Source organism: Paenirhodobacter sp. CAU 1674 (assembly GCF_029222945.1).
Classification (GTDB): domain Bacteria; phylum Pseudomonadota; class Alphaproteobacteria; order Rhodobacterales; family Rhodobacteraceae; genus Rhodobacter.
On sequence record NZ_JARHUH010000003.1, the window covers coordinates 291,465 to 305,329 of the forward strand.

The following is a 13,865-nucleotide window of genomic DNA, read 5'->3' on the forward strand; positions in this document are numbered from 1 at the left end:
TCCTGCGCCTCAGGCCGTGCGTCCCTGCGACGCACGGAAAGGCGACACATAGCGGCGCCCGGGGCGATGGCCCTGGCGTTCGCGCAGCGCTGTATAGCGCGCTTCCAGCACGGCATCGGGCGCACCGCCAAACAGCCTCAGCCGAAAGATCAGGTTGAACGCACGCACCATATGGTTCTCCTGCGGATGGCGGTGTTTGCCTGATCCTTGCGCGGCAAATGGGGCCGAAGCATGACCCGCGTGGGGTGAGCTGTGGGCAGTGCCGGAAAAAATGCCGCGCTGTCACAAAACTGATGCAGGCCCGGGGCTATGAGACGCGCAATGTTTCCCTTAGCCAGAGGAGGATGTCATGTCCCTTCGCGCCAACCTGCTGTGCGCCACCGCGCTTCTCGCCGCCCCGCTGGCGGCCCATGCCGGCGATCTCGCCTTCGCCCCGGTTCCCTTCGCCGCCGATGACGCCGCCAAGCGCGCCGTGCTCGCGTCGGAAATGGTCACCATCGACGGCAAAGACTATAAAATCGGCTACACTGCCTTTGCCCGCACCGGCGACAAGTTCGGCGACGGCACCTTCGGCGCCCTCGTGGACCGCAACGGTCAGATCGTGAAATCCGAGGATGGCTCCGAACATCTGTCGGTCGATGCCGACTTCACCTCGCTGCTGCCGGTCGGCGACAAGCTGTTCTCGATCACCCATTTCGAATCGCGCCCCGGTGCGATGTATCTGAGCGAGCTGACGCAGGATGCCGACGGCAAGCTGAGCGTCGTCTCGACCAAGCCGGTCGATTTCTCGGGTCTGAACGGGCTGTGGGTGCCCTGCGCCGGTTCGGTGACGCCGTGGAACACCCATCTGGGGTCTGAAGAATACCCCGCCGATGCGCGTGCGATCGAAGAAGCGACCGCGCTGGACCAGATCGACGATTACGATTTCCCGATGGTGCGTTTCGAAGGCGTCGATCCGGCCAAGATGACGCTGGACGAGTTCCGCGCCGCCTACAAACCCTATCGCTATGGCGCCCCGGTCGAAGTGACCGTGACCGAGGACGGCAATGCGACCCCGGTGCGCCACCTGGCGATGGGCCGCGTCGCGGTCGAGCTGGCGAAGATGATGCCCGACCAGAAAACCGCCTACATCTCGGATGACGGCACCAACGTCGGCCTGTTTATGTTCGTCGCCGATACCGCGGGCGATCTGTCGGCCGGCACGCTTTATGCCGCGAAATGGGTGCAGACCTCGGATGAAGGCGCGGGTGCGGCCGATCTGGAATGGGTCGATCTGGGCCATGCCGACGACGCCAGCGTGACCAAGGCTGTCGAAGACGGCGTGAAATTCTCGGATCTGTTCGAGGCCGCCGATCTGGCCGAAGACGGCAGCTGCCCCGAAGGCTTCGCCTCGTCGAACGCCGAAGGCCGCGCCGAATGCCTGAAAGTGAAGCCGGGCATGGAGATGTTGGCCTCGCGTCTGGAAACCCGTCGTTATGCCTCGATGCTGGGGGCCACGACCGAGTTCCGCAAGATGGAAGGCATCGCCTACAACCCCGACAGCAACAGCGTCTATCTGGCGATGTCGGAAGTGGCCAAGGGCATGGAAGACGGCAGCAAGCAGGACAAGGGCGGCCGCAACGACATCCGCCTGGCCAAGAACGCCTGCGGCGCGGTCTACGAACTGAGCCTGGCCGAGGACTTCAAGGCGACCGCGATGAAGGCGCTGGTTGCGGGCAAGCCGGTGGGCGACGCCGAGAAGGCCGCCGCTGCCGACCCGAACTGCGACCCGGCGCACAGCATGTGCGGTTCGGCCGCCGAGGCGAACACCTGTGACATCAACGGGATCGCGAACCCCGACAACGTCACCTACATCCCCGGCTACAACACGCTGATCATCGGCGAAGACACCGGCGAAGGCCACCAGAACGACGTGATCTGGTCGATGAACCTGACTTCGGGCGAGCTGACCCGGATCTTCTCGACGCCCTACGGGTCGGAAACCACCTCGCCCTACTGGTATTCGGATGTGAACGGCCACGGCTATCTGATGGCGGTCGTGCAGCACCCCTATGGTGAATCGGACGAAGACAAGCTGTCCGACGCCGCCGACAGCCGCGCCTATGTCGGCTATGTCGGTCCGTTCCCGGCCCTGGGCCACTGATCCGCACTGCATTTGCAGCGCACCAGGGGCCCGGTTCGCCGGGCCCCGTTTGCTTTCCCGCGGAGGTTTCCATGCGCACCCACGCCCTTCTTGCCCTCAGCACCGCCCTGTTGATCGTGGCCAGCCCGCTTGCCGCGCTGGATCTGTCCGATACGGTGCTGGGCAATCGCACCGCCTATATTCCGCCGCAGTGCTATACCAAGACGATCGACGCCGCAGGCACCGCGCATAACCCGTGCCAGACCTGCCATGTGCGTTCGCGGGCCCCGCATTACATCAACGATCAGGACCTGCAGCTGAGCTATGCCTTCCCCGAACTCGCGCTGAAAAACCCCTGGACCAACCTGTTCGTCGACCGCAGCGCCGAAGTTGCCGCGACCGCGCGCGAAGAGATCCTGGCCTATGTCCGGCAGGACAATTACCGCGACACCGACGGGCAGAACATTCTGGCCGCGCGGTTGCAGCCGCCGCCCGCCGAATGGGATGTGAACGGCGATGGCGCCTGGGGCGGTTATATCCCCGACGTGGCGTTTGACTTCGACGATCAGGGATTCGACATCGGCCCGGACGGGCAGATGACCGGCTGGCGCGCCTTTGCCTATCAGCCGCTGCCCGGCACGTTCTGGCCGACCAACGGATCGACCGACGATGTGATGATCCGCCTGCCCGAAGCCTATCGCCAGACCGCCGACGGCACGCCCGACCGGGCGATCTATGCGCTCAATCTGGCCACGGTTGAAGCGCTGATCAAACGCGCCGATGTGGCGATCCCGCGCACCGACGAGGTGGCGCTTGGCACCGATCTGGACCGCGACGGAATGCTGGGCACCGCCACGCAGATCACCTTTGTCTTCGATCCGAAGGCGGGCGAGGTGATGCATTACCTTGGCCGGGCCGGCGCGTTGCAGGATGCGGGCGAGGCCCCCTTGGCCGCCGGGCTGTTCCCGCTGGGCACCGAGTTTCTGCACAGCGTGCGCTATATCGACTTTGACGGCGACCGCATTGCGATCGCCCCGCGCCTGAAAGAGCTGCGCTATATGCGCAAGACGCGCTGGCTGACCTATTTCGACCGGCAGGAAGGCGCGCTGGCCGAGGCCAAGGAGCGCAACAGCTTCCCCGACCGGATCGCGATGTTCTTTGGCGACGCGGAGACCGGGATCAGCAATGGCACCGGCTGGCGGCTGCAGGGCTTCATCGAGGACGCCCGGGGCGATCTGCGCCCGCAGAGTTTCGAGGAAACCGTGTTCTGCATGGGCTGCCATGGCGGAATCGGCGTGAATGACGACGATGTGCTGGCCTTCCCGCGCAAGCTCGATGCCGATGCGGTGCAGGGCGGCTGGTATCACTGGACCCAGCACGGGCTTTATGGCGTGCCCGACCGGATGCGCGCCGACGGCTTGCCGGAATACGCCCATTACCTGCGCACCAATGGCGCGGGCGACGAGTTCCGCGGCAATGCAGAGCTGATTTCCCGCTGGCTGGATGAAGACGGCGCATTGACGCCCGAGGCCGCCGAAGGGTTCCGCCACGATGTCAGCGCGCTGCTGTATCCGTCACCCGAACGCGCGCTGGATCTGAACGCGGCCTATCGGATGATCGTGCGTGAACAAAGCTTCACCAAGGGCCGCGATGCCACCGTGACTCCGCAGGAAAACGTCTGGCGCGAAGTCGAGCAGGATCAACCGACCGGCATCACCGAAGTGCAGGCACCCTGGTATCAACGCTGAGCATGCGCGCCGAGGCCTAGACCAGGGCCCCGGACTGCGCGCTGGTGCGGGCGGTGAACCGCCGCCCTGTGATCGCATCGAACAGGTGCAGACGTTCGGGTGCGGCACCGACATGCAAAACCGGCGGCAGCGCCACACCGGGGGGCAGCGCGATGCACAGCGCCTGCCCCTCGACCAGACCATGCACCAGCCGCTGCGCGCCCAGCTCCTCGATGTAATCGACCTGCAGGGCCACGCCCTGCCCCGGCGCCACCATGCGCAAATCCTCCGCACGCAGGCCCAGCGTCACCGCGCCATCGGGCCGCGCCACCCGCGCCAGCGCCTGCCCCGCCAGCATCACCTGCCCGGCCTCGACATGGGCATCCAGCAAGCTCATCGCAGGCGCGCCGATAAAGGACGCAACGAAGGTCGAGGCGGGACGGTGATACACCTCCAGCGGACTGCCAACCTGTTCGACCTGCCCACCGTTCAGCACCACCAGACGGTCGGCTAGAGTCATCGCCTCCAACTGGTCATGGGTGACGTAAAGCGCGGTGGTGCCCAGCCGTTTTTGCAATTTTCGGATCTCGCCGCGCATGCTGACGCGCAGCTTGGCGTCAAGGTTCGACAGCGGTTCGTCGAACAGGAAGGCCGCCGGCTGGCGCACCACGGCACGCCCCATCGCGACGCGCTGGCGCTGCCCGCCTGACAAGGCGCGCGGCTTGCGATCCAGATAGGGCCCAAGCTCCAGCATCTGCGCCGCCTCGGCCACCCGGGCTGCGATTTCGTCGCGCGGCATCCGCCGGTTTTTCAGCCCATAGGCCATGTTCTCGCGCACGCTCATATGCGGGTAAAGCGCGTAATTCTGGAACACCATCGCGATGTCGCGCTCGGCCGGGTCAAGCCGGTTCACCACGCGCCCGCCAATGGCGATTTCGCCCGCCGATATATCCTCCAGCCCCGCCACCATCCGCAGCAGCGTGGACTTGCCGCAGCCCGACGGCCCGACCAGCACGATGAATTCACCATCGCCCACATGCAGCGTCACATCCGACACCGCCCGCACGCCCCCGGCATAAAGTTTCGAAACTTGCGAGATCGAGAGTTCGGCCATCATTTATCGCTTTCGGTCAGGCCCTTGATGAACATGCGCTGAAACACGACGACCACCGCAACCGGCGGCAGCATCGCCAGCACCGCAAGGGCGAAGGCTTCATTGTAATCGGGGATCTGGCTGCCGATCCAGACTTGCAGGATCGACTTGATGCCGCGCATCAGGGTGAAGAACCGCTCCTCGGTCGTCATCAGCATCGGCCACAGGTATTGGTTCCAGCCATAGACGAACATGATGATGAAGATCGCCGCCATCATCGTGCGCGACAGGGGCACCAGAATGTCGATGAAAAACCGCACCGGCCCCGCGCCGTCGATCCGCGCGGCCTCGAGCAATTCGTCGGGCACGGATTTGAAGAACTGGCGGAAGTAAAACGTGCCGGTGGCCGAAGCCAGCAGTGGCACGATCAGCCCGGTATAGGTGTTGAGCAGATGCAGATCGCTCATCACCTGATAGGACGGCATGATCCGCACTTCGAGCGGCAGCAGAAGCGTGGTGAAGATTATCCAGAAGATCGCGGTGGCGAACCGGAAGCGGAAATAGACCAGCGCATAGGCCGCCATCATCGACAGCACGATCTTGCCCACCGCGAAGCCAAGCCCAAGGATGGTCGAGTTCATCAGCATGCGCGCGCCGGTCACCTCGCCGGTGAAACCGCCGCGTTGGGTCAGCACCTTGTGATAGGTCTCCACCCCATGCCCGCCGGGCATCAGCGACGGCCCGTTCATATGGATGTCGGCGGCGGTGTGGGTCGAGGCCATGAAGGCCACCAGCACCGGCGTGACCAGAAAGGCCGCGCCCAGCAACAGGATCAGGTGATCGAAAAAGCGGGTGCGATGCATGGCTCAACCGTAATGGATGCGTTTTTCAAGGAAGCGGAACTGCAGAATCGTCAGCGCGAAAACGACGCCCATCAAAATGACCGACTGCGCCGCCGATCCGCCGATGTCATTGCCTTTGAACCCGTCCAGATAGACCTTGTAGACCAGCGTGATCGGGTTGTTCGCGGGCTTGTCCTTCACCATCACGTCGATGATCCCGAAGGTGTCGAACAGCGCATAGGTCACATTGATGATCAGCAGAAAGAAGGCAGTCGGCGCCAGCAGCGGCAGGGTGACGGTGTGAAACCGGCGCCAGCCTGACCGGCAGTCGATCGCCGCCGCCTCGCGCACCGAGACCGGCACCGATTGCAGCCCCGACAGGAAGAAGATGAAGTTGTAGGGGATCTGTTTCCAGACCGAGACCAGCACCAGCGCCAGCACCGTATCCCAATAGTCGATGCCCACCTGCATCTGCCAACCGAACCAACTGGCGACGGTGACGAAGGGGCCGATATGCATGTCGAAGAACATCATCCCGATCAGCCCGGCCACCGGCGGTGCGATGGCATAGACCGAGATCAGCGCGGTCTTGTAATGCGCCGAACCGCGGATCACCGCATCGGCCTTGACCGCCAGCAGCAGCCCGGCCCCAAGGGCAAGCGCCGTCACCAGCCCTGCAAAGAACAGCGTGAACCCCGCGATCGAGCGGTATTCGCCCGAGGCCAGAACGGTCTGGTAATTCTCCAGCCCGACGAAGGTCGCGCCAAAGCCGAACGGATCTTCGATATAGAACGATGACGTCACCGCCTGCACCGAGGGCCAATAGAAAAACACCCCCACGACCAGAAGCTGCGGCAACACGAAGGCCCAGGGCGTCAGCGGGCGGTCGAATTGCACCCGCTTGGCGGGGGCGGAACGCAGGCTGTCAAGCCAGCGGCGCAGACGTGTGGGGGTGTCGGGCAGGGGCGTGTCGGTCACGGGCGGGTTCCTTCAAGTGCGCCGGGCCCCGGGGTTCCCCCGAGGCCCGACCCGATGGATGACAGATCAGTTCGCGGTCTTGGCGAAGCGCGCCAGCAGGGCGTCGCCTTCCGACTGGATCGTGTCAAAGGCCTGACGCGGGGTGACCTCGCCCGAGAAGATCCGGTTGAATTCACGTTCCATCACGCTGCGGATCTGCGGATAGAACCCCAGACGATAGCCTTTCGACCAGTCGCCGCCCGGCAGCATCAACTGCTGGATGCCGACTTCGGCCACCGGCTTCTGATCATACCAGCCTTGTTTCTTGGCCAGCTCATAGGCCGCCGTAGTCACCGGCACATAGCCCGTGTTTTCATGCCAGTAGACCTGCACTTCGGGCGAGGTCAGGAAGCTGAAGAAAGCGGCGGTGCAATTGTTCTGCTCGGCCGGCTTGCCCGCCATCGCGAACAGCGCGGCGCCCCCGATGAAGGATTGCGTGCCCTCGCCCAAAGCCGCCCAATAGGGCATGTAGGTCGCCGAGAACGGCATGACGGCGGTCTTCTGCAGGCCGCCGAAGCTGCCCGAGGACCCGATCCACATCGCGACCTTGCCTTCTTCGAAGGGCTTCTGGTTGTCCGACCAGCCCGCGCCGTAGAAACCGTAATAACCTTCGTCGGCCCATTCCTTCAGCTTGTCGAACATCATCACCTGCGCATCGTCATTGACGATCAGCTTGGTGCCTTCGACCGCATCGTAGCCGTTGTTGTTGGTGGCGAATTGCTGGTTGTTCCGCGATTTGAAGTTTTCCACCATCATCCAGGTCAGCTGCGAGGCCGCCAGCGGGATATAGCCCGCGTCCTTCAGCTTGGGCGCGACCTGCTCGAACTCTTCCCAGGTTTTCGGCGCCTCGACCCCGGCTTTCGCCAGCGCGTCGGTGTTGAAATACAGGATAGGCGCCGAGGAGTTGAACGGCATGCCGATGAACTTGCCCGTCGCATCGGCATAGAAGTTGCGCACCCCGGGGATGAAATCGTCGCGGCTGAAGGGCTTGCCCGCGCCGGTGATCAGATCTTCGGCGGCGACGGTGGCTCCCTTGGCGTTGATGATCGTCGCGGCACCCGCATCGAACACCTGCAGGATGTTGGGCTGCTCGCCCGAACGGAAGGCAGCAATCCCCGAGGCCAGCGCCTCTTCATAGGTGCCCTTCGACAGCGGCGTCAGATGGCATTCGCCCTGCGCCTCGTTGAATTTCTGCGAGATCTCGTTGATCACCTCGCCATTGCGGCCGCCCATCCCGTGCCACCAAGTGATTTCGGTCTGGGCAAAGGCGGACAGGGCGCTCATCGACAGGGCGAGCGCGGCGAAAGAAGCCGTTTTCAGCATGGGGAAACTCCGCTGGGGTTTTCGGTCGCGTCACCCTGACGATGCGCCATGACAGTTTTCCGACGTGAATTTGTCGGTTTGGTAAAATTCTTGGACTTGTTTCCCATAGCCCCGCTAACGTCGGGGCAAGGCGGCGCGAGTTACAAAAACGTCGCGCGACTTTTGAGAACCCGTCACAGAGCTGCGGTAGCCCGTCCCGGTCAACGGAGGGCCCCCATGCAGCTGCAAGTCGAAAACGTCAGCAAGATCTTCGGCAGCAAGGCCGCGGTCGACAACATCTCTTTCACGCTGGATCGCCCCGGCTTCATCGGCATCATCGGCCGGTCCGGCGCGGGCAAGTCCACCTTCCTGCGCATGCTGAACCGGCTGAGCGATGCCAGCGCCGGCCGCATTCTGGTGGACGGCACCGATATTCTGGCGCTGAAAGGTGCCGAAAAACGCGCCTGGCAAAGCCAGTGCGCGATGGTGTTTCAACAGTTCAACCTGGTGCCGCGAATGGATGTGGCCTCGAACGTGCTGCACGGGTTGCTGAACCGGCGCGGCACGCTGACCACATTGTTCAATCTGTGGCCGGAGTCCGATATCACCCGCGCGCTGGAAATCCTGGATCGTCTGGGCATTGCCGAACAGGCGCCCAAACGCGCCGAGGCCCTGTCGGGCGGACAACAGCAGCGCGTGGCGATTGCCCGCGCCCTGATGCAAGACCCCCGTATCATCCTGGCCGATGAACCCATCGCCTCGCTCGACCCGATGAATGCGCAGATCGTGATGGACACGCTGCACCGCATTCACACCGAAGACGGGCAGATGGTGATTGCCAACCTGCACACGCTGGACACCGCGCGGCGCTATTGCGACCGGGTGATCGGCATGCGCGACGGGCGCATCGTGTTCGACGGCACGCCCGAGCAACTGACCACCGGCGCCGCGCGCGACATCTACGGCGCCGATGCCAGTTTCAGCGAAAGCGCCACCTCGACCGCAATCGAGGCGCTGGAGCCCGACACCCGCTATGCCGCGGCGATGCTGAACGACTGAGTTCCCACCCCCCGGCCGGGGTGGCCGGGGTCAACCAACCGGAGACGACCATGAAGAACCTGCTCGCCATTCTGGCCGCCACGACCGCACTTGCCGGTGCCGCCGGCGCGGAAGACATCAAAGCCTTCAACATCGGCCTGCTGGGCGGCGAAAACGCCCAGGACCGCCTGAACTCCAACGAATGCCTGCGCAAATATGCCGAAGACACCCTCGGCGTGCCGGTGAAACTGTTCGCCCCCGCCGATTATGACGGCGTGATCCAGGGCCTGCTGGGTGGCACCATCGACATGGCCTGGCTGGGCGCTTCGGGCTACGCCAAGGTGTATCTGACCGACCCGACCGCGGTGACCCCGGTTCTGGTCAAGGCCAACCTCGATGGTTCGTTCACCTATCACTCGATCGGGTTTGCGCGCAAAGACAGCGGCATTACCTCGCTGAGCGATGCCAAGGGCAAGGTCTTCGGCTTCGGCGATCCGAACTCGACCTCGGGCTATCTGATCCCCTCGGTGGAAATCCCCGCCGTGATCGGCGCCAAGATGGAAGATTTCTTCGGCGAGGTGAAATTCACCGGCGGCCACGAACAGACCATCGTCGCGGTCAACAACGGCGACATCGACGCGGGCGTGACCTGGGCCGATGGCCAGGGCAACTGGGAAGACGGCTACAACTCGGGCGCGCTGCGCAAAGCGGTCGATGCCGGTCTGGTCAACATGAACGACATGGTCGAAATCTGGAAATCGAAACCGATCCCGGAAGGCCCGGTCGTGCTGCGCAACGCGCTGCCCGATGATGTGAAGACCAAGATGACCGCACTGGTCGAAGGGCTGCACGCCGCCGATGCCGATTGCGCCTATGGCGTGGCGGCGGGCGACACCTCGGGCTTCGTTCCGATCACCCATGACTACTACGAGTCGATCATCGAAGTGCGCCGTCAGCAGTCGAACTGATCTGACCGCAAACCCGAAGCGAGGGCGCCCCGTCGCCCTCGCCTTTTCATGAAAGGTGTCCGATGGCGGATGCAAGTGCTTCACTGACAGCGAATTACCTGGCGCAGGTGAAACGCAAGCGCCTCTATGGCGGCATCATCCTGATCCTGTTCGCGGCGCTGATGACCTCGGGCTGGATGGTCGCCGACGGGCGCAACGCGGGCGGATTCTGGAACGGCCTGCACCGTATCCTCGACTTCCCGACCGAGATCCTGAGCGAAGCCGCGCAGAACTGGCGCAACCTGCCGGGCCTGTTCGTGCACTACCTGCCCTCGCTGATCGAGACGTTGAACATCGCGGCGGTGTCCACCCTGTTCGGCGCCGGTCTGGCGGTGATACTGGCGATGCTGTCGACGCGGGGGCTGGCCCTGTGGCCCCGGATGATCCCGGTGTTTCGCCGGATGATGGATATTCTGCGTGCGGTGCCCGAGATCGTCATCGCACTGGTGCTGATCTTCATTCTGGGCGGCGGTCCGGTTCCGGCGATGATCGCAATCGCGCTGCATACCACCGGAGCGCTTGGCAAGCTGTTTTCCGAAGTTTCCGAAAATTGCGACCTGAAGCCTGTCGAGGGCCTGGAATCCGTCGGTGCCAACTGGCTGCAACGGGTCTGGTTCGGGGTCATCCCGCAGGTCGCGCCGAACTGGTCCTCCTACGCGCTGCTGCGGTTCGAGATCAACATCCGTGCCTCGGCGATTCTGGGCTTCGTGGGATCGGGCGGGATCGGATACGATCTCAAGACCTCGCTGCAATGGGGCATCGGCAAATATGACGAGGTGGTGGCGATCTTCCTGCTGCTGTTCGTGACGATCATGATCGTCGATCACTTCTCGGACCGCGCCCGCGCGCGCCTTGTGAAAGGGGGCCGGGTATGAGCATGGCCGCAACCGCACCGCAGCCCACGCTGCACAACACGATCACCCGCCGCTTCACGGCGCGCAAACGCCGCGCGCTGGCCGTGCCGCTGCTGATCGCCGCCTATCTGGTCTATGTGTTCTTCGCATTCGATCTGGCCGGGCTTGCCGGGCGGGCACGGCTGGATAACGGCGCGATCCTGCTGCGCGATTTCTGGTCCTACAAGACCCATGTCACCCGCGACAACCGCTCGGGCGAAGTCTCCGTCGCCGTCGAGGGCGAGCGCAAGGGCACCTATCCCGCCGGTCAGGCGCCCGACTGGGTGCGCCTGGGTGAAATCACCGAAATCGCCCTGCCCGGCGGCGCGCAGGTCCTGTATAACGGCCCTTCCGCCCGGATCGACATTCCCGACTTCGGGCAGATCACGGTCGCCCCCGAAGGCCGCAAGATCGCACTGACCCTGCCCGCAGGCGCGGCGCTGCCCGACTGGATCTCGGCCGCGCCGAACCGTGTCGACATCAATCGCGGCAAGTGGCGCTTTTCGATGACCCGCAGCCGGACCGAGGTGTTCCGCTATCAACCCGGGTGGGAGCTGTTCTTCTTCACCCTCGACAGCCCGTTTCACGGCAAATCCCTGCCCGAAATCATCGCCCTGGCCCTGTGGGAACCGCGACTGGACGCCACGCGCCCCAATATCGCCGCGATGGCCAGTGATTTCTGGACCAACCGGATGTGGCATCACCATCAGGTCTTCGGCGCCCTGGGCGAAACCGTGCTGATGGCCTTTCTAGGCACGATGGGCGCCGGGCTGATCGCGTTTCCACTGGCCTTCTTGGCCGCGTCGAATTTCGCGCCGGCGCGTCCTGTCCGGCTGGTGCTGCGCCGACTTTTCGACTTCCTGCGCGGCGTGGACGGCCTAATCTGGACCGTCATCCTCAGCCGCGCCTTCGGCCCCGGCCCGCTGACCGGGTCGCTGGCGATCCTGATGACCGACACCGGCACTTTCGGGAAAACCTTTTCCGAGGCGCTGGAAAATATCGACGGCAAACAGGTCGAGGGCATCACCTCGACAGGCGCAGGCACGCTGCAACGCGCGCGCTTCGGGGTGATCCCGCAGATCACGCCGGTCGTTCTCAGCCAGTTGCTGTATTACCTCGAATCCAACACCCGTTCGGCCACCGTGATCGGCGCGTTGGTGGGCGGCGGCATCGGTCTGCTGCTGACCCAGGCGATCATCACCCAGAAGGACTGGGAAGAGGTCTGCTATTACATGATCCTGATCGTGCTGATGGTGATGGCGATGGACAGCCTGTCGGGTTGGATCCGCCGCCGCTTCATCAAGGGCTGAGCGCCCGTTTCACCCCCTGACGCCTCCGGCGGGGGAGTATTTGGGCCAAGAAGAAATCGCGTGCTTCTTCTTGGCCCAAATACTCCCCCCAGAGGCAACACCCCAACCAGAGGCACGCCATGCCGAAACTGTCCCCGACCGACCCGCTGATCCATCCCGACTGTGAAATCGCGCAGTCCACCTTCGGCGCCTATACCGAGGTGGGGCGCGGATCGCGCGTGCTGCACTCGCATTTCGACGATTACGCCTATTGCGACCGGCTGTCGGACATTGCCAATACCACGGTCGGCAAATTCGCCAATATCGCGGCGATGACCCGGATCGGGCCGACCGATCATCCGTGGCAGAACGCCTCGCTGCACCATTTCCTGTATCGCTCGGAGTATTACTGGGCAGATGCCGAACCGGATGCCGCGTTCTTTGAACGCCGGGTCGCGCGGCGCACGCATCTGGGCCCCGACACCTGGATCGGGCACGGTGCCATCATCAAGCCTGACGTTACCGTAGGCGCGGGCGCTATCGTCGCCTCGGGTGCGGTGGTGACCCGCGATGTGGCGCCCTACATGATCGTCGCGGGTGTGCCCGCCGTGCCGCTGCGCGAACGCTTCCCGGCCCGGGTGGCCGAGCGGATGCAGGCCCTGGCCTGGTGGGACTGGAGCCATGAGCGGCTGCGCGCGGCCTTGCCGGATTTTCGCGCATTGCCCGCCGAGGCGTTCCTTGAGAAATACGAAGGTTAATCCTCGGGGGTGATGCTCAGCGCCACGCGGTCGCCCGCGAACCAGGTCACGCCATATTCCACCGGCTGACCGGCCGCGTCGATGTTCAGCGCCTCGGTGCGCAGGATCGGCGCGCCCTCGGCCACCCCCAGCAACAGCGCCCGCGGCCCGCGCGCAAGCTTTGCCGTGACCCGGGTCGAGGCGCGGGTGTAATCGGCCAGCCCCTGTTCGGCCAGCGCCGCGGTGACCGCGCCGAGCCGCGCCAGCGCCTGCGGCAGATCGGGGAAGCGCGCAGCCGGAAAGACCGAGCGGAACACGGCCAGAGGCAGGCCGTCGCCCTTGGAAATCCCCTCGAACACATGCACATGATCGCAGCCCAGTGCCGCGGCCTCGTCCGGGCTGGCGGGGCGGGTTTCGATCCGGGTCACCTCGCGCGAGGGGCTGCGCCCCGAGGCGGCGATATTCTGATGAAACCGCACACGCCGCCCCAGCGGGTAATCCGCGGGCGGGCGCCCCGCGACGAACACCCCCGCCCCCCGGCGCGACACCGTCAGCCCCTCGGCCCCGAGCGCGGCAATCGCCTGACGCACAGTATGGCGGTTGACGCCAAAGCGCGCGGCCAGATCCGCCTCGGTCGGCAGTTTCGCGCCTTCGGGGTAAAGGCCCTGCGCGATTTCACTGCGCAGCGTGGCGGCGATGGTTTGCCAGATCGGGGTGCGTGTCATGGAAGTTTCACTTGTTTGCGGCTGGGGCAACTGATTATGATTTGTCTAGTTGTATAGATACCTAGACAAGTTG

At 64.2% G+C, this 13,865-nt stretch carries 13 protein-coding genes; 7 read left to right on the plus strand and 6 right to left on the minus strand.

Features of this window, described 5'->3' with window-relative positions:
* Nucleotides 1-9 precede the first annotated feature (9 nt).
* Nucleotides 10-171, minus strand: coding sequence for a hypothetical protein (locus P2G62_RS05955; protein ID WP_275733965.1), 162 nt, complete (start codon nucleotides 169-171; stop codon nucleotides 10-12).
* A 178-nt stretch (nucleotides 172-349) separates the two neighbouring features.
* Here P2G62_RS05955 and P2G62_RS05960 point away from each other — a divergent pair, with 178 nt between their 5' ends.
* A complete protein-coding gene (locus tag P2G62_RS05960; protein WP_275733966.1) occupies nucleotides 350-2,143 on the plus strand; it encodes an alkaline phosphatase PhoX in 1,794 nt (597 codons plus the stop codon).
* A gap of 71 nt (nucleotides 2,144-2,214) precedes the next feature.
* Nucleotides 2,215-3,870, plus strand: a complete 1,656-nt coding sequence (locus P2G62_RS05965) for a hypothetical protein (RefSeq protein ID WP_275733967.1) — start codon at nucleotides 2,215-2,217, stop codon at nucleotides 3,868-3,870.
* A gap of 16 nt (nucleotides 3,871-3,886) precedes the next feature.
* Here P2G62_RS05965 and ugpC read toward each other — a convergent pair whose 3' ends face one another.
* The 4 genes from ugpC to P2G62_RS05985 form a co-directional block, all read right to left on the minus strand.
* Nucleotides 3,887-4,963 (minus strand): sn-glycerol-3-phosphate ABC transporter ATP-binding protein UgpC, encoded by a 1,077-nt coding sequence (gene ugpC / locus P2G62_RS05970; protein ID WP_275734094.1) that lies wholly within the window; start codon nucleotides 4,961-4,963, stop codon nucleotides 3,887-3,889.
* A complete protein-coding gene (ugpE, locus tag P2G62_RS05975; RefSeq protein WP_275733968.1) occupies nucleotides 4,963-5,805 on the minus strand; it encodes a sn-glycerol-3-phosphate ABC transporter permease UgpE in 843 nt (280 codons plus the stop codon). Before ugpE ends, ugpC begins: the two co-directional genes overlap by 1 nt.
* A 3-nt stretch (nucleotides 5,806-5,808) precedes the next feature.
* Nucleotides 5,809-6,705, minus strand: a complete 897-nt coding sequence (locus P2G62_RS05980) for an ABC transporter permease subunit (protein ID WP_275734095.1) — start codon at nucleotides 6,703-6,705, stop codon at nucleotides 5,809-5,811.
* A gap of 123 nt (nucleotides 6,706-6,828) precedes the next feature.
* On the minus strand, nucleotides 6,829-8,124 hold the full coding sequence (locus P2G62_RS05985) for an extracellular solute-binding protein (RefSeq protein ID WP_275733969.1): 1,296 nt from the start codon (nucleotides 8,122-8,124) through the stop codon (nucleotides 6,829-6,831).
* A gap of 216 nt (nucleotides 8,125-8,340) precedes the next feature.
* On the opposite strand from P2G62_RS05985, the gene phnC reads away from it, so the two are divergent.
* The 5 genes from phnC to P2G62_RS06010 all read left to right on the plus strand — a co-directional run bounded on the left by phnC (nucleotide 8,341) and on the right by P2G62_RS06010 (nucleotide 13,088).
* On the plus strand, nucleotides 8,341-9,162 hold the full coding sequence (gene phnC / locus P2G62_RS05990; protein ID WP_275733970.1) for a phosphonate ABC transporter ATP-binding protein: 822 nt from the start codon (nucleotides 8,341-8,343) through the stop codon (nucleotides 9,160-9,162).
* A 50-nt stretch (nucleotides 9,163-9,212) separates the two neighbouring features.
* Complete coding sequence (gene phnD / locus P2G62_RS05995) at nucleotides 9,213-10,109, plus strand: phosphonate ABC transporter substrate-binding protein (RefSeq protein ID WP_275733971.1); 897 nt, start codon at nucleotides 9,213-9,215, stop codon at nucleotides 10,107-10,109.
* Between the two features lie 62 nt (nucleotides 10,110-10,171).
* Nucleotides 10,172-11,023 carry a phosphonate ABC transporter, permease protein PhnE gene (phnE, locus tag P2G62_RS06000; protein ID WP_275733972.1) on the plus strand — a complete coding sequence of 284 codons (852 nt, stop codon included), beginning with the start codon at nucleotides 10,172-10,174 and terminating at the stop codon, nucleotides 11,021-11,023.
* The gene (gene phnE, locus P2G62_RS06005; RefSeq protein ID WP_275733973.1) at nucleotides 11,020-12,351 is read left to right on the plus strand and encodes a phosphonate ABC transporter, permease protein PhnE; all 1,332 of its coding nucleotides are present in this window, start codon (nucleotides 11,020-11,022) and stop codon (nucleotides 12,349-12,351) included. The genes phnE (P2G62_RS06000) and phnE (P2G62_RS06005) overlap by 4 nt, the downstream gene beginning before the upstream one ends.
* Before the next feature lie 119 nt (nucleotides 12,352-12,470).
* Nucleotides 12,471-13,088 carry a chloramphenicol acetyltransferase gene (locus tag P2G62_RS06010; RefSeq protein WP_275733974.1) on the plus strand — a complete coding sequence of 206 codons (618 nt, stop codon included), beginning with the start codon at nucleotides 12,471-12,473 and terminating at the stop codon, nucleotides 13,086-13,088.
* Here the strand turns inward: P2G62_RS06010 and phnF are convergent.
* Nucleotides 13,085-13,792: a phosphonate metabolism transcriptional regulator PhnF gene (gene phnF / locus P2G62_RS06015; protein ID WP_275733975.1), complete on the minus strand. Its 708-nt coding sequence runs from the start codon at nucleotides 13,790-13,792 to the stop codon at nucleotides 13,085-13,087. The genes P2G62_RS06010 and phnF overlap by 4 nt on opposite strands.
* Nucleotides 13,793-13,865: the final 73 nt, after the last annotated feature.